Consider the following 21922-nt stretch of genomic DNA (forward strand, 5'->3'; position numbering starts at 1 on the left):
GGAACGCACAACAAGATCAAGACCGTGAAGCGCGTCGCTTTTGGGATGCGTAACTTTCATCATTTCCGAACCAAACTGCTTTTCGTCTGTTCAAAAGACCGGTGATGAATGGCTTTTAGGAAAACAAAAAGGAGCCTAGTTTTCACTAGACTCCCCAATGGTTGACATAGAACCTTTTTTATTTGTACACAAATTGGATTCACGAAAATAGAAAAAGACCCTTCGGCTCGATCTTTCAAGAGCCTTAGGGTCTTTCTGTATTCCCGTCGTCTTTCGAAGCGGGATTCCATTCTATTGCTTCAGTTTTTTCTCGATCCAACCGAGCACCAGATCCGACACGATGGCCATGAGGGCCGTGGGAATGGCGCCGGCCAAGATAATGGCGGAGCCGTTTGCCACCACGGTGCCTCTGGTAATAATATCGCCCAGGCCCCCGGCGCCGATAAAGGTGCCGATGGCGGCGACGCCGATGCCCACGACCAATGCGTTTCGAATGCCGCCCATGATCACGGAAACGCTTAGGGGAAATTCAACCTTCATCACCTGTTGCACTTGGGTCATGCCCATGCCCTGTGCCGCGTCGATAATTCCCGGATCGATGGCGTCGATTCCGGTGATCGTATTTTTTATGATTGGCAAAAGGGCGTAGAGGAATACGGAAAGGACCACGGTATTTGCGCCGATGCCGATCACCATCATTAAAATAGCCAGCATGGCGAGGCCCGGTATGGTTTGAATGACATTGACGATGCCGATGACGATGTTTCGGCTTTTTTCCTTACCTGAAACATAAAATCCCAAGGGAATGCCCACGATGCAGGCGAAGAGCACGCCGTAAATCGCGATGAGAAAGTGGCGGGAAAATTGTTCCGCAATGTAGCTGAAGTTTGCAGCGTAATAATTTGTGAGCTCACTTAGCATTTACTTCACCTCTGATTCGTTCCAGTTCTTTTTGATCCACTTTTACATCGTCGAAATAATGATTCGCTTCCAAAAATTCTTTGGCCACGACATTGGGCTCGATTCGATCTTCCGACGCCAGTTTGTTTAATTCCTGCATCTTTTCGGAAGAGATGGTGCCCTTTAATTTCAACAGGATCTCGATAAGCTCCGGATGTTTCTTTAATATCTCCACCGACGCTGCGGGAGAGCAGTCGTAAGAGGGAAAAAGCTGTAAGTCGTCTTCCAAAAGGACGAGATTATAAGAATTAATTCGCCCGTCGGTGGAATAACCGAGGACCACGTCCATATTGCCGCTCGATAGGGCAGAATAAACCAGGCCGATGTCCATGGAATAGAAGTTCGGGAATTCAAAGCCGTAAGTGGCCTTGAAGGCTTCGTAGCCGTCGCCGGGCCGATCAACCCATGAGGAATCCACGCCGACTTTAATGTCTCCGGCGATGTCTTTCAGCTGTGACACTTTCGTTAAATTGTGGGCCTCGGCAAATTCTTTCGTCGCCATAAAGGCGTAGGTGTTGTCGAAACCGTAGGAGGGGAACCAGATCCGGTCAAACTTCTTTAAATAGATGTCCCGAACCAGTTCCATGGCTTTTTCAGGATCTCTCTCCGGTTCCATGCCGCATTCCCCGGTAAGTGAGGTGCCGGTATACATGCCGCCCACTACATTGAGGGATTTTTTCTCCATGGCGATGTGCGTCATCGTGGTGGATCCCAGGTTTTTAATCTGGGTCACCTTTAAATCCGTGTTGTGCTCCACCATTTGCGTCACGATCTCCGCCAACACCTGCCTTTCCGTGTAGGTGCCCGAAGCGACGATAACGTCATTTTCCACGGAGGAGGAAATCCCCGGCAGAGAACATGCCGTTAAGAGGACAGTGAAAAAAACGAGAAGAATTTTTTTGATTTTCTTCATTTTACTCACCTCCCTTGTAGGGGGACAGACGTTTTTCCAATCGGCCGAACAGGTGGTCGGTTAAAAGAGCCAAGGCCGTAATTGGAATCGTGCCCCATAAAATCATGGGCGGCACGTAATTGTTCAGTCCGTTGAAAATAAAGTCTCCCAGTCCCCCGGCGCCCACGTAAGCGGCGAGGGTGGTCCACGCCAGCACATAGACGGCGGACAGGCGAATGCCCGACATAATCACAGGCAGCGCCAAGGGAATCTTTACTTTCGTCAAAATCTGTCGCTCTTCCATGCCCATGCCTTTGGCCGCGTCGACGGCCGACGGAGTGACGGAGGTAAGGCCCAGAAACGTGTTCCGCAGAATCGGCAGCAGAGAGTAGATGAAAAGAGCGGCGATGGCCGTCTTTTTTCCGACGCCGAATACGGGAATCATCAGGGCCAGAAGAGCGAAAGAGGGAATGGTTTGAAGCACCGATGCCACGCCCATGACGCCGTTTGAAATCTTTTCATATTTGGACAGCAAAATGCCTAAGGGCACGGCGACGACGATTCCCATGGCCAAAGAGACCACGGAAATGTAGAGATGCTCCAGTAGTTTTTCTCCGATGAGAAGGTAATTTTCTGCGAAGAAATTAATCATCCCCATCACCGCCGATAATGTTGTTGTAAATCGTATCCACGACGGAGGCCCGCGTGACGATGCCGACTAATTTCCCCTTCTCGTCTACCACCGGGAGGTTGCGATAACCCAGTTCCACGATCAGGTGAATGGCTTCGATGATTTTCGTCGAGTTTGTAATGGAGACCGCATCGTTCATAATTTCCGAAACGTACGTGTCGACGCGGCCCAATTTCCCCAGTTCGAAAATGCCCACGACGCCTTTAAGTACATTTTTCGCATCGGTCACAAAGAGCGTGTCCACTCGTTTCTTTCGCATTAACTTCAGCGCTTCTCGAGTGGTTTTTCCCTCGTTAATAGCAACAGGATTTCGAATCATGATGGTTTCTACGGAATTATAGGATGTCTTCGCCTTATTTAAGTTGTCCTCGCCCAACAACCCGCGGACGTAGTCGTTGGCCGGATTTTTCAAAATATTTTCCGGCGTATCGAACTGCGCCATGTGCCCCATGTCCATGATCAAAATGCGATCGGCGAGATTTAAGGCCTCGTTCATGTCGTGGGTTACGAAGACCACCGTCTTGTTCATTTCTTTTTGAATGTTCTTAATTAAATTTTGAAGGGCTTCCCGGGTGATCGGATCCAGGGCGCCGAAAGGCTCGTCCATCAAAATAATGTTTTGATCCGCCGCAAGAGCCCGGACAACGCCGATCCGCTGTTGCTGGCCCCCGCTCAACTGACTCGGGTACTTGTCCAAATACTCCACGGGAAGGTCCACTTTTTTGATCAGTTCCTCGGCGATGCTCCGCTTTTTCTCCTCGTCCCACTTTAAGAGGGACGGAACCAAGGTGATGTTTTCATAGATGGTCATATGAGGCAAAAGGCCGATTTGCTGGATCACGTATCCGATCTCCCGCCTCAGCTTCACCGGATTTTTCTCCATGATGTCTTCGCCGTCGATAAGGATTTTTCCCTTGGACGGCTCGGTCATGCGATTGATCATCCGCATAATCGTCGTCTTCCCCGATCCCGAGGTGCCGATGACACAGATAAATTCACCATCGTTTATTTTAAAGCTTATATTTTCAACTGCCGTTTGGGTTTTATAGATTTTCGCCACGTCGATAAATTCAATCATACGCTCCCCCTTCTGTTCATTTGAACCCTGTCATTTAATGCTATCACAAAAACAGATTCATTTGTATATTGCATTTTTTCATTCTATTATAAATATTTACTTTTATGCCCTCTTAATGCCCCTTCCGCGACGCAAAAAACCCTCAGCCTTCGGTTGAATCCAAGGGTTGAGGGTTTTTAAGAGAGCTTCTTTTTGTCATCCGAACAGTTTTTAAGCCAACGCGTAATTTCGCATATTTTCCATGCCTATGGCCACAGTGGACGAATTGTGCAAAAACGACGACGTGGTGTTGGAGATCACGCCGAAATAGCCCAGGGCGATGAGCAAGGTATTAAAACCGATGATTTGGTTGTAATCCTTTTTAATTCGCTTGTCCAATTCCTTGGCGATTTTCACCACATTTACAATGGAGGCCAAGTCGTCGCTGCCGATGGCGATGTCTGCGATTTCACGGGCGATGTCCGCGCCCTTGTGCATGGCGATGCCCACATCGGCGCCGGAGAGGGCCACGGAGTCGTTGATTCCGTCGCCGATCATAACGACTTTTCTGCCCATGGCTTTTTGAGCGTGAATGTATTCCGCCTTGTCCTCGGGAAGGACTTGGGATCGGTAGTAGTCCAGGCCCAATTCATTTGCCACGAAGCGGGCGGAATTTTCCGCGTCGCCTGTGAGCATGGCGATGTTGGTAAAACCTAATGCCCGAAGGGCGTCGACGGTTTCTTTCGCATCCTCGCGAATGGGATCGGAAATACACAAGACAGCGATTAATTCGCCGTCGTAGGCCAGATAAAGCAGGGAATAATTTTCCTTCAGCTCTTCGATCAGGGCTTCCTTCGCCAAAGGCAAATGCACGTTTTCGTCGTCGAAAATAAAGTGTGCCGAACCGATCAGGGCGGTTTTTCCGTCGATTTTTGAAGAAATTCCGTGGGCCACGATGTATTCCGTTTCCGAATGCATTTCTTCGTGACGCAAATCTCTTCTGACGGCCGCATCCACCACGGCATTGGCGATGGAGTGGGGGAAGTGTTCTTCCAGGCATGCGGCGATGCGCAAACACTCGTCTTCCGAATGGCCGTCAAAGGCGATGACCTTTTCCACCGTCGGCGTGGACTTCGTTAACGTCCCCGTCTTGTCAAAGACGATGGTGTCCGCCTGAGCCAGATTTTCCAAATACTTGCCGCCTTTGACCAAAACGTCCATTTGGCCGGACTGGCTCATGGCTTTCATGACGGCGATGGGGATCGTGAGCTTCAGGGCGCAGGAATAGTCGACCATTAAAAAGGCCTTGGCCTTTTGTACGGAGCCCGTCAAGGCGTAGGATAAGCCGGCGCCGAGGAAGGAATACTTCACCAGAGAGTCCGCCATACTTTCCGCCTTTTTCTGCGCCATGGATTTGTTCTTTTCACTTTCGCCGATCATCTTGATGATGTTGTTGATGCGGCTTTCGTTGTAGAGCTTTTCGGTCTTGATGTGAAGCATGCCTTCTTCCAAGACCGTGCCATCGATTTGGCGGAGAAGATTCGCGCCGTGGCTGCCGCGGAAGATACGACCTACGACCAACTAGACGAGGATTTTTCGGAAGCCGTGGAGGATTTCATCGACGAGGCGGCAAACTACCTCGCCCGGCTGAAGGCGGAGCCCGAGGAGGATTTTCTCGAGCTGTACTTTCACCTCTTGGACTGGCAGAATTTAAATCTCTACTACGACGAGGACCGCTTTACTTTCTTCGTGCCCCGGAAAAACACCCTGCGCCTCATATGCTTGGATCCGTCTCGCGTCCTTTCCGCTCGGCGAGAGCTGTTTCAATCGGCGGTGTATTTTTCCGCTACCCTCTCTCCCATGGACTACCACAGCTACTGCTTGGGCGCCGGGGAGGAGCGAAAAACCATGGTCTTAGCGAGCCCCTTCGATCCCGCCCATCCATTGATTCTGCACCCGCCCCACCTGTCCACCAAGTACAAAGACCGGGCCCGCACCCTTCCCGAGATCAGCCGCTACTTACAGGCCTTTTCCACCACGCGAGAAGGCAATTTCATCCACTTCTTTCCCTCCTACGCCTACAAGGATCAGGTTTATGCCGCCTGCATGGAGTGGGAGGAATGCGGCCACGATCAGGCCCGCTCCATGACGGAAAAAGAACGGGCCGATTACATCGACCGGTTCAGAAACGAGCGCCCGGTCCACGGCTACGGCGTCATGGGCGGCGCCTTTTCCGAAGGCGTGGATCTTTCCGGCGAAGCCCTTATGGGCGTAAGTATTTTAACTCTTTCACTGCCAGGCCTGTCCCGTGAGCGGGAGCTTATTAAAAATCGCTTTAATCGCTTGGGAAAAGACGGCTACGCCTATGCCTACACCTACCCGGGGCTCACGAAAGTGGTGCAGGCCGCCGGGCGCATCATTCGCTCCGACAGCGACCGTGGCCAACTGCTTCTCTTAGACGACCGCTACCTGCGCCCCGACATTCGCGCCCTGCTCCCCGCCCATTGGCGAGTGGAAACCGTGGCGTCGGTGGACGATATGATAGAAAAAATAAACGCATTTTGGAGGTAATTATGACACTGCACATCTGTTTAGTTGAACCCGAGATTCCCCACAACACCGGCGCCATCGCCCGGAGCTGCGGCCTGACGAAAAGCGTCCTGCACTTGGTGCGTCCCCTGGGCTTTTCCGTGGACGACAAGCATTTGAAGCGCTGCGGCCTGGACTACTGGGATCTCGTGGACATCCGCTACCACGACAGCATCGAAGAGGTCATGGAAGAATACAAAGACCACCGCTTCTTTTTCGCTTCCACCAAGGCCCACAAGCGCTACTGCGACATCGAATTTCAAGACGGCGACTTTCTGGTCTTCGGCAAAGAAACCAAGGGTCTGCCCGAGCCCTTGTTAAAGGCCCACGACGAGACGGCCATTCGCATTCCCATGCTGAAAGATTTCGGCCGCAGCTTAAATTTATCCGTCTCCGTCAACATCATTCTCTTCGAAGCTCTGCGCCAATTGGACTATCCGGGGATGGCCTGATGAAAAGCAAAGACTACATCCTAAAAGCACTGAAAGAGGCCGACGACTACCTTTCCGGAGAAGACCTGGCCCGGGCGATGAACATCTCCCGCGCCGCCGTGTGGCAGGCCATAAAAGCCCTTAGGCAAGACGGCTACCACATCGACGCCGTCACCAATCGGGGCTACCGCTTAAACGAAAATTACGAAGCCCTGGATGCCGAGCGCATTCGAAGCCGCCTCACAGATGATTTAAAAGACGTGACCGTGTCGGTCCTTGACCGCGTGGATTCCACCAACGACGCCATCTTCAGAGAAGACGCCGCCTCGCCCCTCCCTTCCTTTTCCTTTATGACGGCGGAGGAACAGACGGCGGGAAAAGGGCGCGTGGGGAAATCCTTCCTCTCCCCCTACGGCACGGGACTTTATCTCTCGACGATTATTCACGCAGACGACGCGCCCGATCCGTCCCTCATCACCATGGCCGCCGCCGTGGCATTAAAAGAAGCCTTAACGGAGCAGAGCGACGAGGATGTAAAGATTAAATGGGTCAACGACCTGTACTTCAATCACAAAAAAATTGCCGGCATTTTGACGGAAGCGGATTTCTCCCAAGGCAAGGCCCGCTACGTCATCGGCCTGGGCATCAACACCAACACGCCTCAGAAGCTTTTTGAAAAACAGGCCCTACCTACCGCCGGCTCCCTCACAGGGGATATTTCCAGAAATCAATTGGCGGCGGATCTAATGAATGCGCTCTATCGTTGGATTCAAAGGCCCGCCGATGAAATCTTAAATGCCTATCGAAAATACAATCTCACCATCGGAAAAACCATTCGCTTCGCCAAAGGCGACATCGAATACACCGGCGTGGCCGAGGCCATCGACGACGACGGTGCCCTTCTCGTCGCCGTGGAAGGGCGCATCCTTCGCCTGTCCGCCGGCGCCATTTCCGTCGAAGGCAGCTGGTAATTTTACAAATTAAAAACTTCCCCTTGACAAAAAACCGATTCGCCCGTATAATCATATACTGTAATCCAATGGAGAGATGGTTGAGTTGGTTTAAGGCGCTCGCCTGGAAAGCGGGTATACGTTAATAGCGTATCGGGGGTTCGAATCCCCCTCTCTCCGCCAGGAAAAGTTTGCCATGCTAGATGGGGAATTAGCGGCACCCTGTAACTTGTAATCCGCTACAACAAGATTGAATTCCCGATCCAGCGCATTTCTTTTGCGGCCTGCCCGAGAAAAGTGATGTTGAGGAGTGGGTCCTACGCAATAAGCCCTTGCGAACCGTGTCAGGTCTTGACGGAAGCAGCACTAAGTAAGTCCGCTTATGTGACGTAGATTCGCCTGCTCTGAGTTAACTCTCTCGGTAACGCGTGGAAGACTTGTGCAAAGTCGGGTGCATGGCTACATATAAAATCGCGGTTCTTCGGAACCGCTTTTTCTTTGCAAAAAATTCCACACATACAAAAGCCCCTTCCGCTTTTATGCGCAAGGGGCCATTTTTGTTGGCTCTATAATATCAGTTGGGGAGTAACCTCCTTAATGGATATTTTTGTGCAAAAAGATAGCACTTGTTTTCCCAATTACCTAAAATTAAATCACCACAAATTAATAAAGGGGGTTAAACAAGCGCAAAACAATATTACAACAATACTTTTAGGAATCCAAGATGTCGAGGTAGCCGGTGCTACAAAAAAACGTTTTATAATAATAATGTGTGCCATTCACGAGCGGCTATGTCCCCATTGTAGTTCCTTCCACGTTCAAGGGGTGCAATTGCTTCAAGATGCCCGATGCGATAAAAACACGTGCTCCTGCTCACGGAAAAGTTACATTATTGTTCTAAAACTTTACAACCCTATCGCAGACTGACTCAAAAAACTCAACATCATGGGATATTATTAAAATCAGCTTGTCTTTTTCCTTAACTTTCTTTATGTTTTTAGCTACTATTTTCATATTTCTGTAGTCCAATCCACTGGTTGGCTCATCGAAAAATAGGATTTTCTTGTCGGATAGTAAAGCGGATAAAATAATCACTCTCTGTTTTTGTCCTCCTGACAAGGTGTGAGGATTTCTATCACCAATGTTTTTTAACTCCATGTCTTTTAGCCAAGTATCTAAAACATAATCATCTTTAATATTTGATGTTAATACTATTTCATCTTTAACGCTGTCTGTGAATAACTGATAGTTCACTTCCTGCATAATAAGCAGGCTCTCATTTAGCCTACTTTTTATATTTAAATTCTCACCATCTCTTAAAATTTTCCCTTTATTTTCTTTGTATAAGCCACATATGATTTTTGCTAATGTAGACTTCCCAATTCCATTTTCTCCAACAATCCCAATAATATTCCCATAGCTAAATTTAAGATCCTTAATGGACAAAATTGTTCTGGTACTTCTTTTGAACATCAGATTTTTTAACTCTAATAAAGTCCCTTTATTTGAAGTTTCAAAATCATCAAATCTTTCAATGGCTTTATAATCAGAATGCCTAAGTCCCGTTCTCATTCGTTCATCTTCACTTAGATTTTCAATTTCGTCCATACTATATTCTCTGATGATTTTTCCATCCTCTAAGTATATTGCTCTATCAACATTGTCTTTTAAATACCACAACCTGTGTTCTGCAATAATAATAGTTTTTCCTAAAGATTTAAGCTTTTTTATTGTAAGCGATAGTTCTTTCATTGACTTTATGTCTAAGCTTGAAGATGGTTCATCAAGAATAAATATCTCAGGGTTTAATGCGCAAATGCTTGCTATAGCAATCTTCTGCTTTTCTCCTCCAGAAAGATTGAATATATTTTTATTCATCAAGTTTTCAAGATGAAGCTCTTTTTCAACTTCTTCAATCCTTTTGTTAATTACTTCTCTTTCTATGCCGTAATTTTCTAAACCAAATGCAATTTCGTCAGTTGTATTGGTTGTATAGAATTGTGTTTTGGGATTTTGAAAAACCGAGCCTACATTCTTAGATAATTTATAAATTGGTGTAGTAAATGTATTCATACCATTGACCATAACACTGCCGGAAATGTCCCCATCATAAAACTCAGGTATTATGCCGTTCATAAGCTTTAATAGAGTCGACTTTCCGCAACCGCTCCTGCCACATAGAAGAATGCATTCCCCTTTTTTGATTTTCAAGTTTATATCTTTTAATGAGTAATCAGATCCTCCCTTGTACTTAAAACTTAATTCTCTAATTTCAATCATAAATCCCACCCTGACACTTTCATAAATATTACTATTGATAAAATTAAAATCATAAGAGTTAAAACGCCAATGTCATTTTTTCTAATCTTAATTAGGTATCTACTTGTTTTTTGAACAGGAGCATCAAGCCCCCTTATAATAGCTGATTGGGATAGCTCATCCCCAATTTCTATTACACTTACGAATAAGGGTACAAAAAAGTATTCCATTGTCGCAGCAGGTCTATGAAATAAATTATAAATACTAATGCTAATCCCTCTTGTTTTCATCGCCATATTTATATGACTCCATTCGTCTTTAATAGTAGGCAAACATCTAAATATTACAGAAATCATTATGAGCGAATCTTTTGAAAGTTTTAATTTTTGTAAAGTTGCCACTGCACCGGAAACAGATGTTGAATTTAAAATCCATTTACCCATGATAATACATGGCAGAAATTTTCTTCCAATTGCTAAGATAAATAAAATTAAATTCAAAAGAAAATTCATACTAAAATAGGCTAAAGATTTTTCCAATACTACACTTATTACAAAAAATAAAACATACCTTATAGCGGATTTTTTATAACCATCGCTAATAATAATGACAAGGAAAAATAATGTAATAAGGCTTTGATAGATCCAATCAAACCCTAAAAAAATTAAAATATTCGCACCTATAAGCAAGATAAGTTTTGTTCTGAGGTCATATTTTGACCCCAGAACAAACTTTGAATTTTCCATTATAAAACTCCTGCGGATTCCAACTTTTTATTTAGTATTTTTTTTGTAAAATAAGAACCAATCAAAGAGAATATAAATGTTCCTATAATCATAACCGGTAACATCCATATTGGTGTCCATGCTCTTACTGTGTTACAAAAGCTTTGATCTAAGCCACCTTTTATTACACTTTCAAAAAATGCTTCTCTCATAACCCAGATTGGTAAGAATCCTCCAAATAAGTTTAGAGAAAAAAACATATGACTAATTGTATTTTTCTTAAAGTCTGTATAATTTCCACCTTTTGCTATGAACATAGCAATTATTCCGGCAGGCACTGCCACTAATGGCGCAATTGGAATATGTCCAGTTGCAACTAATAAAATACTTGGTAAGATAGCTGCGATAACAATAGCAGTAGCTGACTTTGTCTTTGCAAGAAGCATATGATAGGTTGGTGCAGCAAGTAGTGCTACAAGCATAGGCATTAGTAAAAATAAAACAGGGACAGGCATAGATATTGCCCCAATTACTAAATATGTTACAAAGTAAAGTGCAATTAAAACACCGGCTGTAACTGCGTTTTTTGATGATTTCTTTTGTGTTTTCATAAGTTTCCTCCTTTAAAATTAATTGTTACTGTACAATCTTCCATTCTTTAGACTTTTCTTGATAATTCCATAAGTCTTTATATAGTCCTTCATTTTTTATAAGTTCTTCATGCTTCCCAACTTCCTCTACCTTTCCTTTGTTTAAAACAACAATTTTATCAGCTCCCATTACGCTCCTTAATTTATGAGCTACAACCACAACTGTTTTATTTTTAATTAAATTTGATATTGCTTCCTGTATAATAAGTTCATTTTCAGGATCAAGTGAAGATGTTGCTTCATCAAGTAGTATTATTGGTGCATTTTTTAGTATTGCTCTCGCTATTGATATTCTTTGTTTCTCACCTCCAGACAGAGTCGCTCCTCCTTGTCCAATCATAGTGTTAAATCCATCATCTTTTTTGACTATAAAGTCATAAGCTCCTGCCATTTTTGCAGCATTCATGATTTCATCTTTACTTGCATCTTCATTTCCAAATTTTATATTGTTATAAATTGTGTCTTTAAAAAGATACACATCTTGAAAAACAACAGAAAATTTCTCCATTAATTTATCAGGGTCGGCTGTTAGCAAATCTACTCCACCAATTTTAATTGTCCCTTCATTAGGATCATAAAATCTGGAAATTAATTTAATTAGTGTAGATTTTCCAGAGCCAGAGTAACCAACAAAAGCAGTTAATTCATCTTCATTAATGTCTAATGAAACATTATCGATAACCTTAGATTCCTTGTAAGAAAATGAAACATCGTGGATTTCAATTTTGTTGCTTTCGATTACATCGCAATTTCCTGACATGGGTTCAGCGTTAAGCAGGTTAATGATTCTCTCTCCTGAAACTGATGCCATTTGTAGACCTGTATAATTTACAAGTGCAAGCTCCAAGGGATCAAAAATTCTTGTGCCTACAAATAAGAACATTAAAAATGTGTCAATTTCCAAAGATCCATTTATAAATAAATAGGAACCGGCTAAACTCATCAAAGGAAGTCCTATTCTTAAAATCATACTTGCTATAGTAGTTAATGAACCAACACCTTTCTCACTCTTAATATTTGCATTTCTTGAGTTATCTATATCTTCTTCAAGCTTTGTTAATGTATCATCTAAGCTGTTATAAGCTTTTAGAGTCTTAATAGCATCCAAATATTCGTTTGTATCTTCTTCCTCTTTTATCCTCATTTTCTTTGTTTTCAAATAAATTTTTTTCTGAAAGTTTTGCATGAGTGTGAGAAGTAGAACAGAAATCGGCAATCCAATAAGTGTTGCTATCCCTATTTTTACATTAATTATCAAAAATAATATTGAGCAAAGAACCGCTACACATATGCCACTGAAAAATTGAGGTAATTGATGCGTTACTGCCGTTTCAACTTTGAAAAAATCATTCATTAATGTATCTACGATCTCTGCTGAGCTTTTCCCTGAAATATAACCTATCGGCAGTTTTCTTATGTGGTCTGCAAGCTCTATTCTTCCATCTGCACTTGACTTGTATCCAAGTTCATAGGTATATTTTGTGGCTAAATTTTCCAATAAGAATGTTACAAAGAAAAATATTGCCATTATCCCAAAATACTTCCATAAAAGGCTCGTATCTATACTATCTGCACCTCTATTTAAAAATAGTGTTTCTACAATTTTCGCCAAAGCAATAAATGGTATAAGGTTGGAAATAGAAGCCAAAACATTTAAGGCAATGGATTTTCTTATATTATTCATCTTTCCTAATGTAATATTTCTTATCATTCATTCTCACTCCCTTCTATATCCATTTGCCAAATATTCGTCTTCTTATAAATATCAAAGAGTCGCTTATATATTCCATCTGCAAGGATTAAATCTTCATGCTTCCCTCTTTCTGCAATTTTTCCATCAGATATTACTAAAATTTGATTTGCATTCTCTATGGTATTTAACCTATGAGCAATCATGATAACTGTCTTATCTTTAACCAATTCAGACAAAGCTTCCTGCATAAGATATTCATTTTCAGAATCAGCAAAACTTGTTGCCTCGTCTAATACTAATATTGGTGCGTCCTTTAAAATCGCTCTTGCTATAGCAATACGTTGTTTCTCTCCTCCGGATAAATAAGTCCCTTTACCCAAAACAGTGTCATACCCATCAGGAAGTTTTACAATAAAATCATGACATCTTGCTTTTTTACATGCTTTTATGACATCCTCTTTTGTAGAACCTGTCTTTGCCATAGCAACATTATTGAAGACTGTATCTGTGATAAGATCACTGTCTTGAAAAACGAATGCTATCCTCTCCATTAAGGCGTTCATCGGAATATTTTTTATATTAACTCCACCAATTTTAATAGAGCCTTCTGAAGGATCGTAAAATCTGGGTATTAGCGTTCCAATGGTAGATTTGCCTGCTCCCGAATAGCCAACTAATGCTGTAACTTCTCCTTGTTTAGCACAGAAGCTTATATTCTTTAAAACCTCTTCATCTCCATAAGAAAAGCTTACATTCTCGAATTCAAGATCATGACCTTTTATCTCTTCCTCGATATTTTCAATTGCCAATTCTTTTTGATCTATAATTTCGTAGATTCTCAAAACAACTTCATTTAGTAAATTCATTCCTTCTGCAAAATCTCTAAGTTTTAATGCAGGTACGCTAATGGCAGGTGCAAGAATCAAATAGAAAATAAAAACTGTAGCAAAATCCAAGTTATTATTTCGTGACATTAAAAGTATTCCTACTGGAACTATGAATGTAGCAACAGATAAAATAAACATTCTAAATGAAACAAATCCCGGTCTTATCATTGATGTCATCGAACTTGTAAAGTCTCTATATTCTCCTACTGACTTTGAAAAAGTTTTAAATGATTTTGCTCCTGTTCCAAATATTTTCACTTCCGGCATACCATTAACGTATTCAGTAGTTGCTGAATTAATTTGATCCAAAATCGCAAAGTTCTTCTCAAGTCCACCCGACTTTATAATCTTTGCCATGATTGCAATCTGAATTCCTAAACCAACAAATATAATTAACAAAGTCGTAAGACCTAATATTAAATTTATCTTCAACATAACAATTATCATTGCTAAAATTAGTGCTAAAGTTGAAATTAAATTTGGTAATTGATGAGAAAAATATCCCTCAATTTGATTCATGTCCGATCCTAATACTTGCCTTATTTTTGACTTGTTGTCTCCGGTAAAAAAACCTAAAGGAAGATTCCCAATATGAAATAATATCTTCTTTTTTAAGTTAGCTATTAAAACATATGAAAACTTATGGCATAAAATACCTCCAATGTAAGTTAAGCAATATGACAATACCACTGCTGCAAGTCCATAGGTGCAGAACTGTATTGTACTTTGTTCTAATTTTCCATATAAAAATAAAGATTTTATGACTTTGTATATCACCAAAATTGGACAAATACTTAATAGCATACCAAGACTAACAAATAATATCCCTCCTACAAGTTGTCCTTTTTTTATTTCACTGTAGGAAATAATATCTTTGATTGATTTCTTCTTTTTCATCTAAAACATACCTCCTTGCCGAACGAGTTCGTTCATTTGCCTTAAAACTAATACAAGGAAAACACCATTGATGTTTCCCTTGTAAAATACTTATATTTTATTTTCTCTAATGAGGTCTTTGAAATAGTTCGCTTATTATTCCAAAGGCTTCACTTGAATTTGTTTTGTTTTCTCCCTTAATAATATAGTCATTATATATTGTTCCAACAGCTCCGTATAAAATAAAAGCTGCAAAACTTCTCACATTTTCCCTGTTTATTCCCATATTATTTTCTATTTTTTTATTTTCAATTCCTTCAATTATAAACTCTGAATAGACATCTATAAATTTTCCAATGTAATGAATCAATTCCCATAGCCTGTACGAGTTATCTGTAATTGAATTCTCTTTTGAAAAATTATATCTTGTTGTAAATTGACTGATATCTTTTACTATGAGATCTCTTAGAATTTTTATTCTTTCTTCGTAATCTATTTCCTTGTTTTGAAGGATACCTAACTTATTTTTTAATTTTTCATCAAAGTATGTTTCCATACACGCCAAGAAAATATCTTCTTTTGATTTGAAATAATAATAAAACATCCCCGGCGCTCCATTAACTTCTGCGAGAATATCTCTAACAGAAACTTTCTCATACCCATATTTTTCAAAAAGTCTGGATGCTATATTTATAAGCTCCTGTTTTCTTTCTTCCGGATCTTTTACATTTCTCTTTGCCAAAACCTCACCGCCTATTGACCGACACTCGTTCTTTTAATATAGGCTATCATTCTCATTTGAGTTTGTCAAGAGCGAAGCCTAGACAAACTACATATAGAGTACTCCTGTTAATTTGGTCATAATTTTCAACGCTTCGCTTACAGCATTTTGTTTATATTGCATTTGATCTAGGTTGTATTCATTCGTTCACGATTTACTTCGGAATCTCGCCTTTTTACTTTTCTTTGAATCGATCGTTAGAGTTGACGCATTTAAGTATTTGATTGTCCCGCGCATCCTTGCCGGCTTCGATAGACGTAACTTCTCTTTTCAGTGAACTGAAGAATTTTTAATGGGCGTGTTGTCGCGGCAATTATCTTTTCTCTATCTGCTTTAAATGATTTTAATCTTCTCTTTCTTCTATTCGTCATTGTTTTTTCCATGAAAAGACCCCCAAGAGTGGATGTCTCGGTCCAACTTTTGGGGGTCAGTGCATCATGCAGAGAGGGCCATTTCGTATTATCTTTTTTTCGACGCCTCGCCTCGGAGCCAGGGGTGTGAATAGTATTTTCTGAAACGAACCTCCTCGCCTAAAAGCTCGCCCATGAGTCGCTCCATGGAAAAGTCCCGCACCGTCCAATAAAAGCGGCAGTCTCCCTTCTCTCCCGTCTCGGGAATGGCATCGAGCCAAAGATCCAGCGGATCGACGACGGCGATTCCCTTGGGTCGAAAGGCGCGGGCGAAATCGTCGCGCCGATAGCTGTAGCCCAAAAGAGCGAGCACCGCCTCTCGCCCGTCATCTTCAAAGCGCGCCCCGTAGGCTTCCAGAATTTCCAGAACGTAGCTGTGGTGAAAGAGGCCGTCTTCTACTGTGTGGGCTGCAATTTCCGTGTTTAAATCGTGATGGCGATAGCCCAGGGTGCGGCCCTTTGCCGAAGCTTTCTCCACGAGGGCGGAAAAATCGCCGCACGGATCTTGGGAGAGGCACAGGGAAGGGCCCAGCTTCATGGCTCGGAAGCGGGATTTATTTTTTTCATAAAAATCCCCCTCTTCCGCGGGATCGTAGAGGACCGTAAAGGAGAGATCCGTGCGGCGCCGAATCACTGCAGCCGCCGCATAGATGCCCGCTTTATCCTTGATGGCTATTCCCAGTCGTTCCATGTTCCTCTCCCGCCGTTTCCGTTTTAATCGCGATACGATACTTCTTTCTTAGTATAGCATAGGCGGCGTCCCGTTCCTCGATTTTTTTAAATAATCCGTACACCGTGGGCCCGGAGCCGGACATGTGGGAAAAAGCGGCCCCCGCCTCGTAGAGATCGGCGATCATTTCGTCGATTTCAGAATGCATGAGGCGCACGCCGTCATAGAGATCGTTGGCCACGGTCTCCTTCAATCTTTCGAGCCGCCCTTTTTGAAGAAGATCCACCGTATCCTCTAAAGAGCCTTTCGATTTGCCGAGTGTCGCCATGGCGTAGGCCTCTTTCGTGGACACGGCGAAGCCGGGATTCAGTAAGAGCACCGGATAGGACGGGACACACACGGGATGAAGCACATCGCCGATCCCCTCGCCCACGGCAGCCTTGCCGTAGAGGCAATAGGGGAAATCCGCCCCGAGGATAGCAGAGTCATGGATCAGTTCCTCATCGGTCATAGGCAGGCTGTAAATGTCTCTCACGGCCTTTAACACCAGGGCGCCGTCGGCCGTGCCCCCGGCGAGACCCGCCCCGGCAGGAATGTTTTTCTCGATCCGGAGCTTCACGGGCAAGGGGCCGAAGCGGCTTTCCAAATAGCGGTGGGCCGCGACCATCAGGTCCTTCTCCCCGTAATTGGGCCCTTCCATGGAAAAGGCGGCCGCCCTTTCAATTTCAATTTCGTCGTAAAGCCCGATGGGCAGAAAAAGTGTTTTTATTTCGTGGTAGCCGTCGGCCCGCTTCCCCTTTATCCAGAGACCGACATTGATTTTTCCGTAGGCGCGCAAAGTATCCTCCCATAAAAAAAGCTCCGCCGAGGGAGCCTTTTACTACGATATTTTTAGTTTAGCCGTATCTACATCTTCTTCAAGAATCATAATCTTTACCGTGGACGTGAGTACGTCGGCGTAGGTAAAGGAGATGTTTCGATCCGTGCGATCGTCGGAAGAGATGCTGATGACAAATAGGGAGGGATAGACCGCCGTGAGCACGCCTCTGCGTGTGACGATGCGTTTCCGTCCTCGATTTGCCTTCACGATGACCTCTTTGCCGATATGCTCGGACAATTCGTTTTTAATCATATCCATTTGTGTCATTGGAACCGCCCTTCTATCCACACAATTATATGTGTAACCAGTATACAAGATTCCTGTCCCTTTGTCAAGTCAAATAACGCTATATAATATCGCAAAAAGAAGGTCGGGTCAAGGGGAATATTTAATAATTAACAACAAATTTTTATTCGCACTTTACCTTGGTTTTACATCGTCCTTATCTTCCCATGAAAAAAGAGCCGACGACGGCTCTTTTTTCCGGTTTGTTAAGCTGCCTTCTTTTCAGTTTCGACGGCTTTTTTGTCTTCAGCCGGTTTCTTGTCAGCTTTTTTGTCTTCAGCTGCTTTTTTGTCAGCTTCGGCCTTTTTGTCTTCAGCTGCTTTCTTTTCGGCTTCAGCCTTTTTGTCTTCGGCTGCTTTCTTTTCAGCTTCGGACTTTTCATCGACCTTCTTCGCGCTCTTCACGATTTCATTCAATGCGTCCATGACTTTTGCCAGTTCAGCACGGGTAGCCGATGCCTTCGGTGCGAAAAGATTGTTTTCGCGGCCTTGCATTAAGTTGGTGTGGCGAACGATGTCGATGGGTTCGAGGGCCCATTTGGAGATCATCTTTTGATCGGCGAAGGGTTCCTTCAAGTCGAGCGTGTAGGGAACTTTCTTACCTTCGATGTAGCGACCCAAGATCGTCGCCATTTCTTCGCGGGTGACCACTTGATTGGGCTTAAAGGTATTGTCTTCGTAACCTTTGACGATTTTATTGTTCGATGCCCAAATAACGGCATTTTCATACCATTCTCCGGCTTTTACGTCAGTGAAGGGATTTGCTGCGGTTTGCTTAACATCTTGTCCTTCGATGCGGGCCAAGACGGAAACGAGCATGCCTCTGGTAATGGGGCTGTTCGGAGCAAATCGGGTGTCGCTTACGCCTTTAAAGAGGCCTTTTTCCGTTGCGGAAAGAATGAATTTTTCTGCCCAGTGACCCTTAATGTCCGTAAAGGCATTGGGTGCCGGTGTGGGTTCGACGGGTTTTTCTTCGCCCTTGGCTTCGACCACGATGCGGCCTTCAACCTTCGGGTTCACGTTCTTGTGTTCGGCCAGGTATTTTTCCAATACTTCCGTGTACATGCCGTAGTCGCCGAGCTTTTTGCCCTTGGCGAACATGGTGTAACCGTCGCCGCCGCCTGCCATAAAGTCGTTGGTGGCTAAGGTGTAGGTTTTTTCGAGATCCAGGGCCTTATCTCCGACTTTCACGTCGAATACGCGCTTGCCGGCTTCTTGTTTCGGATCGTACTTAAAGCTGACGCCGGAAACTTGGGGGAATTTCCCTTGAGGTGCCGGTGCATCGGCCACGCCGTATTCCAAGGCTGCCAGTAAGTCGGCACCGGTGATTTCGATCTTCATAATGGTGTTTCCGAAGGGGAAGGCGGTCCAGATTTGGGTCATGTCGATCTTCCCTGCGGGAATGGATTCGCGGATGCCGCCGCCGTTGGTAATGGCGATGTCGGATTTTGCCGCTTCGCGCATGGCGTCTGCCACCATGTTACCGAAATTGGTTTCTTGTGCGCGGACGTGTTCTCTTACGCCGTCTAATTCAACAGCCGTGGTGCCGACTTCTCGTTCCAACTTGGTCTTGTTTGCTTCGTACATGTCGTCAAGTTTCTTTGCGATGTCTTTGTTTTCTTCGATCTTTTCGAAGAAAGCGGCGTCGCGAAGGACGGCGGTCTTGGAAATAACATCTTTGCCCCGTAAGGTGATGTTGATTTCGCCTAAGTTTTTCAGATAGTTGCCCGTTTGAGCAATTAAGGTATTGTTAACCACTTTGCCGTTGTCAAGCTTCGTGTGGGAGTGACCGTCGATAATAACGTCGATGCCGTCCACTTTTTCAGCGATATCCGTGGTCTTTACAACGGTGGCGTCGTCAATGCCGACGTGTGCCAACATGACGATGACATCGACCTTTTGATCCTTCAGGGATTTTACTTGGGCGCGAGCCACTTCCACGGGATCCAGGAAAGTAATGCCTTCGGTGTTCTTCGGATTGGATTTAACTTTCGTTTCTTCCGTGGCAATGCCGAAAATACCGACTTTGACGCCGTCTACATCGAGGATGGTTTGGCCTTTAAAGTCGTTGGTGCCGGTGTTTTTAATGATGTTGGCAGCCAAAATATCGAAGCCTTCGGAAGAACCTTTGGCCGGAGCCGCTTGATTCTTAAAGTCAACCAGGGCTTGGTAGCCGTAGTTGAAATCGTGGTTGCCGGGCACCATGGCCTTGTAGCCCATGGCCTTCATCAGGTCGATGACGCCCTTGCCGTTTTCAATGCCGGCCAATGCCGTGCCGTGGGTGACGTCACCGGCATCTAAAAGCACCGAATTTTTAATGCTGTCCGCATAGGTTTTTACTCGGGCGTAGCCGATATTGGTGAGCTTCTTGTCCTTGCCGCGCTCCGCCACCATGTGTCCGTGGACATCGTTGGTGTGGAGCAAAGTAATGGTCTTGGTTTCTTCCGCCGGCGCGGCAAAGACGCTTACAGGACCGGCGATGACGCCGAGAACCATGGCCATAGCCAGTGCCAGGGATAAAAATTTCCGTTTCATAATACCTCCTTTAGTTCACTAACGTATATATCTATTATACCCTTCATTGGCCGCCTTAGTCTTATCAATTTAGAGACAATTCAACCAAGAACCGTACCCTCTTTTTTCCATGTCTTCTTTCGGAATAAATTCGATGCTGGCGCCGTTGATGCAGTAGCGAAGGCCCCCGGCCTCCTTCGGTCCGTCGTTAAAGACGTGGCCCAAGTGGGTGGTCTCCGTCTCCACCTCCGTGCGAATCATGCCGTAGCGGGTGTCCGATTGCTCTTTAATCGGCGCATCGGGCGCCGTTTTGGAAAAGGCGGGCCAGCCGCAGCCTGAATCGAATTTGTCCTTCGACAAAAACAAAACCTCTTTCGTAATGACATCCACGTAAATTCCTTCGTCGAATAAGTGATCGTAGGGATGGGAGAACGGCAACTCCGTGCCCTTTTCGCGGGTGACGTGATAGGCCACATCCCCCAGAGACTCCCGTAATTGCTCTTCGTCCAAATGTCTCTTGTCCATAAAAACCTCCTATGCCAAGGGCGTGCCGCAGCGCGGGCAGTACGTGGCCCCCGCTTCCGCCTGAAAATGGCAATTCTTGCATTCCACGAAATCCGGATCCTCGGCGATCAATTCCACGATCTCGATTTTTCTGCCGCAGTGAGGGCAAAAATTCGTGTCCTTGGCGATTTCCGTGTGGCAATCCGGGCACTCGTAGCGAAAGACCTCGCCCTCCAGCTCCTTGGAACTGATGCGATTTTCCAAACTCGCCTTTTCCTTTTGCAATTCATCGATGGCAAAGAGAAGCTCCGAGCTCGTCGTGTCCGCCAAATGGGATTGCTCCCGCATTTCCATATAGTAAACTTCCCCTAAGTGGGTGTATTCTTCCAGAATTTTCGCTTCTAATTCTCGTATCTGCAGGCGAAGCTTCGCCACATTGGAAGCTTCCTTCGCGCTGTAAAGGCCCTTGATACTTAGATCCTTTACCTGATTGGACAGATCTTCAAAACCTTTTCCGATGCTGTTAAAAATATCCATGGCTTCACCTCGAATTAAGCATACCACATGGCCGCCGCAATTTTTCCGACTTAGATAAGGATTAGACTTTTTTTGATTTCTTCGTCGCCTGTGTGAATAGGCACAACTTGGGTATAAAACAAACAGAATGAAAAAGGAGGATGACTATGGATTATAAATTGTACGCGGCCACCTACTGCCCCTATTGCAAAAAAGTCATCGACTTTATGGAAAAAGAAGGCATCGACAAGGTGGACGTTCTCTTCGTCGACAAAGACGACGACGCCAAAAAGGCCTTGTTGGAAGGCAGCGGCGGAAAACAAGTGCCCTGTCTCAATTTCGGCGACGAATGGATGCTCGAATCCGACGACATTATCGCCTATATGAAGGAAAACCTGAACTAACTTGCCAATGGTTTTATCTTAGGATAAAATGATTGGGAAATAATCTCAAAGGAGGCTAGGATGATTACTAAAGATACTTTAATTGGCGATTTGGTTCGCCAATACCCGGAAGCCATTCGAATCCTCATGCAATTCGGCATGGGCTGTGTGGGCTGCCCGTCCAGTCAAATGGAATCGTTAGAAGAAGCTGCTTACGTTCACGGATTTGACGCCGATGAACTCATGAAGGCTTTAAACAAAATCGTCGAAGCAAAATAACAAAAAGCCTCCCGCGCAGGGAGGCCTTTTTCATTGCAGGA

General features: G+C 44.5%; 22 protein-coding genes, 1 tRNA gene, 1 other RNA gene and 1 pseudogene. 8 read left to right on the top strand and 17 right to left on the bottom strand.

What is annotated here, in order from left to right:
• The coding region (locus OCV31_RS09785) for a transposase (protein ID WP_148472326.1) at nucleotides 1-105 on the top strand (105 nt) is incomplete at its 5' end.
• 186 nt (nucleotides 106-291) lie between these two features.
• Here the strand turns inward: OCV31_RS09785 and OCV31_RS05375 are convergent.
• The 5 genes and pseudogenes from OCV31_RS05375 to OCV31_RS05395 form a co-directional block, all read right to left on the bottom strand.
• The gene (locus OCV31_RS05375; protein WP_148473231.1) at nucleotides 292-921 is read right to left on the bottom strand and encodes an ABC transporter permease; all 630 of its coding nucleotides are present in this window, start codon (nucleotides 919-921) and stop codon (nucleotides 292-294) included.
• Entirely contained in the window at nucleotides 911-1873 is a 963-nt protein-coding gene (locus tag OCV31_RS05380; RefSeq protein ID WP_148473233.1) for an osmoprotectant ABC transporter substrate-binding protein, read from the bottom strand. The genes OCV31_RS05375 and OCV31_RS05380 overlap by 11 nt, the downstream gene beginning before the upstream one ends.
• A 1-nt stretch (nucleotide 1874) precedes the next feature.
• The gene (locus OCV31_RS05385; RefSeq protein ID WP_148473236.1) at nucleotides 1875-2504 is read right to left on the bottom strand and encodes an ABC transporter permease; all 630 of its coding nucleotides are present in this window, start codon (nucleotides 2502-2504) and stop codon (nucleotides 1875-1877) included.
• Nucleotides 2497-3621 (bottom strand): ABC transporter ATP-binding protein, encoded by a 1125-nt coding sequence (locus tag OCV31_RS05390; protein ID WP_148473239.1) that lies wholly within the window; start codon nucleotides 3619-3621, stop codon nucleotides 2497-2499. Before OCV31_RS05390 ends, OCV31_RS05385 begins: the two co-directional genes overlap by 8 nt.
• 210 nt (nucleotides 3622-3831) lie before the next feature.
• A pseudogene (locus tag OCV31_RS05395) lies at nucleotides 3832-5121 on the bottom strand (heavy metal translocating P-type ATPase); the annotation flags it as partial.
• A 387-nt stretch (nucleotides 5122-5508) separates the two neighbouring features.
• On the opposite strand from OCV31_RS05395, the gene OCV31_RS05400 reads away from it, so the two are divergent.
• The 5 genes from OCV31_RS05400 (at nucleotide 5509) to ffs (ending at nucleotide 8029) form a co-directional block, all read left to right on the top strand.
• The gene (locus tag OCV31_RS05400; RefSeq protein WP_267303831.1) at nucleotides 5509-6171 is read left to right on the top strand and encodes a helicase C-terminal domain-containing protein; all 663 of its coding nucleotides are present in this window, start codon (nucleotides 5509-5511) and stop codon (nucleotides 6169-6171) included.
• A 2-nt stretch (nucleotides 6172-6173) separates the two neighbouring features.
• Entirely contained in the window at nucleotides 6174-6641 is a 468-nt protein-coding gene (locus tag OCV31_RS05405) for a tRNA (cytidine(34)-2'-O)-methyltransferase (RefSeq protein WP_108830688.1), read from the top strand.
• Nucleotides 6641-7591, top strand: coding sequence for a biotin--[acetyl-CoA-carboxylase] ligase (locus OCV31_RS05410; RefSeq protein ID WP_148473245.1), 951 nt, complete (start codon nucleotides 6641-6643; stop codon nucleotides 7589-7591). Before OCV31_RS05405 ends, OCV31_RS05410 begins: the two co-directional genes overlap by 1 nt.
• A 70-nt stretch (nucleotides 7592-7661) precedes the next feature.
• Nucleotides 7662-7753 (top strand) — tRNA-Ser (locus tag OCV31_RS05415).
• 11 nt (nucleotides 7754-7764) lie between these two features.
• Nucleotides 7765-8029: signal recognition particle sRNA large type (ffs, locus tag OCV31_RS05420), an RNA gene on the top strand.
• Between the two features lie 438 nt (nucleotides 8030-8467).
• Here the strand turns inward: ffs and OCV31_RS05425 are convergent.
• The 12 genes from OCV31_RS05425 to OCV31_RS05480 form a co-directional block, all read right to left on the bottom strand.
• Nucleotides 8468-9850, bottom strand: coding sequence for an ABC transporter ATP-binding protein (locus OCV31_RS05425; protein ID WP_148473247.1), 1383 nt, complete (start codon nucleotides 9848-9850; stop codon nucleotides 8468-8470).
• Nucleotides 9847-10575, bottom strand: coding sequence for an energy-coupling factor transporter transmembrane component T (locus tag OCV31_RS05430; RefSeq protein ID WP_148473249.1), 729 nt, complete (start codon nucleotides 10573-10575; stop codon nucleotides 9847-9849). The genes OCV31_RS05425 and OCV31_RS05430 overlap by 4 nt, the downstream gene beginning before the upstream one ends.
• Nucleotides 10575-11165, bottom strand: a complete 591-nt coding sequence (locus OCV31_RS05435; protein WP_004827287.1) for an MptD family putative ECF transporter S component — start codon at nucleotides 11163-11165, stop codon at nucleotides 10575-10577. The genes OCV31_RS05430 and OCV31_RS05435 overlap by 1 nt, the downstream gene beginning before the upstream one ends.
• Nucleotides 11166-11190: 25 nt before the next feature.
• On the bottom strand, nucleotides 11191-12915 hold the full coding sequence (locus OCV31_RS05440; RefSeq protein WP_148473251.1) for an ABC transporter ATP-binding protein: 1725 nt from the start codon (nucleotides 12913-12915) through the stop codon (nucleotides 11191-11193).
• Nucleotides 12912-14681 (bottom strand): ABC transporter ATP-binding protein, encoded by a 1770-nt coding sequence (locus tag OCV31_RS05445; protein WP_148473253.1) that lies wholly within the window; start codon nucleotides 14679-14681, stop codon nucleotides 12912-12914. Before OCV31_RS05445 ends, OCV31_RS05440 begins: the two co-directional genes overlap by 4 nt.
• 106 nt (nucleotides 14682-14787) lie before the next feature.
• A complete protein-coding gene (locus OCV31_RS05450; protein WP_148473255.1) occupies nucleotides 14788-15402 on the bottom strand; it encodes a TetR/AcrR family transcriptional regulator in 615 nt (204 codons plus the stop codon).
• Nucleotides 15403-15900: 498 nt separating this feature from the next.
• Nucleotides 15901-16542: a hypothetical protein gene (locus tag OCV31_RS05455; protein WP_148473257.1), complete on the bottom strand. Its 642-nt coding sequence runs from the start codon at nucleotides 16540-16542 to the stop codon at nucleotides 15901-15903.
• Nucleotides 16511-17359 (bottom strand): 4-(cytidine 5'-diphospho)-2-C-methyl-D-erythritol kinase, encoded by an 849-nt coding sequence (ispE, locus tag OCV31_RS05460; protein ID WP_148473259.1) that lies wholly within the window; start codon nucleotides 17357-17359, stop codon nucleotides 16511-16513. The genes OCV31_RS05455 and ispE overlap by 32 nt, the downstream gene beginning before the upstream one ends.
• 42 nt (nucleotides 17360-17401) lie before the next feature.
• Nucleotides 17402-17668 (bottom strand): Veg family protein, encoded by a 267-nt coding sequence (locus OCV31_RS05465; protein ID WP_108830651.1) that lies wholly within the window; start codon nucleotides 17666-17668, stop codon nucleotides 17402-17404.
• Nucleotides 17669-17892: 224 nt separating this feature from the next.
• Complete coding sequence (locus OCV31_RS05470; protein ID WP_148473262.1) at nucleotides 17893-20220, bottom strand: 5'-nucleotidase C-terminal domain-containing protein; 2328 nt, start codon at nucleotides 20218-20220, stop codon at nucleotides 17893-17895.
• A gap of 69 nt (nucleotides 20221-20289) precedes the next feature.
• On the bottom strand, nucleotides 20290-20724 hold the full coding sequence (gene msrB, locus OCV31_RS05475) for a peptide-methionine (R)-S-oxide reductase MsrB (protein ID WP_148473264.1): 435 nt from the start codon (nucleotides 20722-20724) through the stop codon (nucleotides 20290-20292).
• A 9-nt stretch (nucleotides 20725-20733) separates the two neighbouring features.
• Nucleotides 20734-21240 (bottom strand): zinc ribbon domain-containing protein, encoded by a 507-nt coding sequence (locus OCV31_RS05480; RefSeq protein ID WP_108830648.1) that lies wholly within the window; start codon nucleotides 21238-21240, stop codon nucleotides 20734-20736.
• A 146-nt stretch (nucleotides 21241-21386) separates the two neighbouring features.
• Here OCV31_RS05480 and OCV31_RS05485 point away from each other — a divergent pair, with 146 nt between their 5' ends.
• Together OCV31_RS05485 and OCV31_RS05490 are read left to right on the top strand one after the other, a co-directional pair.
• Nucleotides 21387-21623: a glutaredoxin family protein gene (locus tag OCV31_RS05485; RefSeq protein WP_148473266.1), complete on the top strand. Its 237-nt coding sequence runs from the start codon at nucleotides 21387-21389 to the stop codon at nucleotides 21621-21623.
• A 60-nt stretch (nucleotides 21624-21683) separates the two neighbouring features.
• Entirely contained in the window at nucleotides 21684-21881 is a 198-nt protein-coding gene (locus OCV31_RS05490) for a DUF1858 domain-containing protein (protein WP_148473268.1), read from the top strand.
• Nucleotides 21882-21922: the final 41 nt, after the last annotated feature.

The organism is Aedoeadaptatus acetigenes (genome assembly GCF_025566985.1).
Classification (GTDB): domain Bacteria; phylum Bacillota; class Clostridia; order Tissierellales; family Peptoniphilaceae; genus Aedoeadaptatus; species Aedoeadaptatus acetigenes.

Excerpts from the sequence above, each read along its gene's own strand:
- OCV31_RS05470 (WP_148473262.1), bottom strand. The coding sequence starts at position 20,220 with ATGAAACGGAAATTTTTATCCCTGGCACTGGCTATGGCCATGGTTCTC.
- OCV31_RS05410 (WP_148473245.1), top strand. The coding sequence starts at position 6,641 with ATGAAAAGCAAAGACTACATCCTAAAAGCACTGAAAGAGGCCGACGAC.
- OCV31_RS05465 (WP_108830651.1), bottom strand. The coding sequence starts at position 17,668 with ATGACACAAATGGATATGATTAAAAACGAATTGTCCGAGCATATCGGC.
- OCV31_RS05400 (WP_267303831.1), top strand. The coding sequence starts at position 5,509 with ATGGTCTTAGCGAGCCCCTTCGATCCCGCCCATCCATTGATTCTGCAC.
- OCV31_RS05390 (WP_148473239.1), bottom strand. The coding sequence starts at position 3,621 with ATGATTGAATTTATCGACGTGGCGAAAATCTATAAAACCCAAACGGCA.
- OCV31_RS05480 (WP_108830648.1), bottom strand. The coding sequence starts at position 21,240 with ATGGATATTTTTAACAGCATCGGAAAAGGTTTTGAAGATCTGTCCAAT.
- OCV31_RS05440 (WP_148473251.1), bottom strand. The coding sequence starts at position 12,915 with ATGATAAGAAATATTACATTAGGAAAGATGAATAATATAAGAAAATCC.
- OCV31_RS05485 (WP_148473266.1), top strand. The coding sequence starts at position 21,387 with ATGGATTATAAATTGTACGCGGCCACCTACTGCCCCTATTGCAAAAAA.
- OCV31_RS05430 (WP_148473249.1), bottom strand. The coding sequence starts at position 10,575 with ATGGAAAATTCAAAGTTTGTTCTGGGGTCAAAATATGACCTCAGAACA.
- OCV31_RS05490 (WP_148473268.1), top strand. The coding sequence starts at position 21,684 with ATGATTACTAAAGATACTTTAATTGGCGATTTGGTTCGCCAATACCCG.
- OCV31_RS05375 (WP_148473231.1), bottom strand. The coding sequence starts at position 921 with ATGCTAAGTGAGCTCACAAATTATTACGCTGCAAACTTCAGCTACATT.
- OCV31_RS05405 (WP_108830688.1), top strand. The coding sequence starts at position 6,174 with ATGACACTGCACATCTGTTTAGTTGAACCCGAGATTCCCCACAACACC.
- OCV31_RS05425 (WP_148473247.1), bottom strand. The coding sequence starts at position 9,850 with ATGATTGAAATTAGAGAATTAAGTTTTAAGTACAAGGGAGGATCTGAT.
- OCV31_RS05385 (WP_148473236.1), bottom strand. The coding sequence starts at position 2,504 with ATGATTAATTTCTTCGCAGAAAATTACCTTCTCATCGGAGAAAAACTA.
- OCV31_RS05435 (WP_004827287.1), bottom strand. The coding sequence starts at position 11,165 with ATGAAAACACAAAAGAAATCATCAAAAAACGCAGTTACAGCCGGTGTT.
- OCV31_RS05380 (WP_148473233.1), bottom strand. The coding sequence starts at position 1,873 with ATGAAGAAAATCAAAAAAATTCTTCTCGTTTTTTTCACTGTCCTCTTA.
- msrB (WP_148473264.1), bottom strand. The coding sequence starts at position 20,724 with ATGGACAAGAGACATTTGGACGAAGAGCAATTACGGGAGTCTCTGGGG.
- OCV31_RS05445 (WP_148473253.1), bottom strand. The coding sequence starts at position 14,681 with ATGAAAAAGAAGAAATCAATCAAAGATATTATTTCCTACAGTGAAATA.
- OCV31_RS05455 (WP_148473257.1), bottom strand. The coding sequence starts at position 16,542 with ATGGAACGACTGGGAATAGCCATCAAGGATAAAGCGGGCATCTATGCG.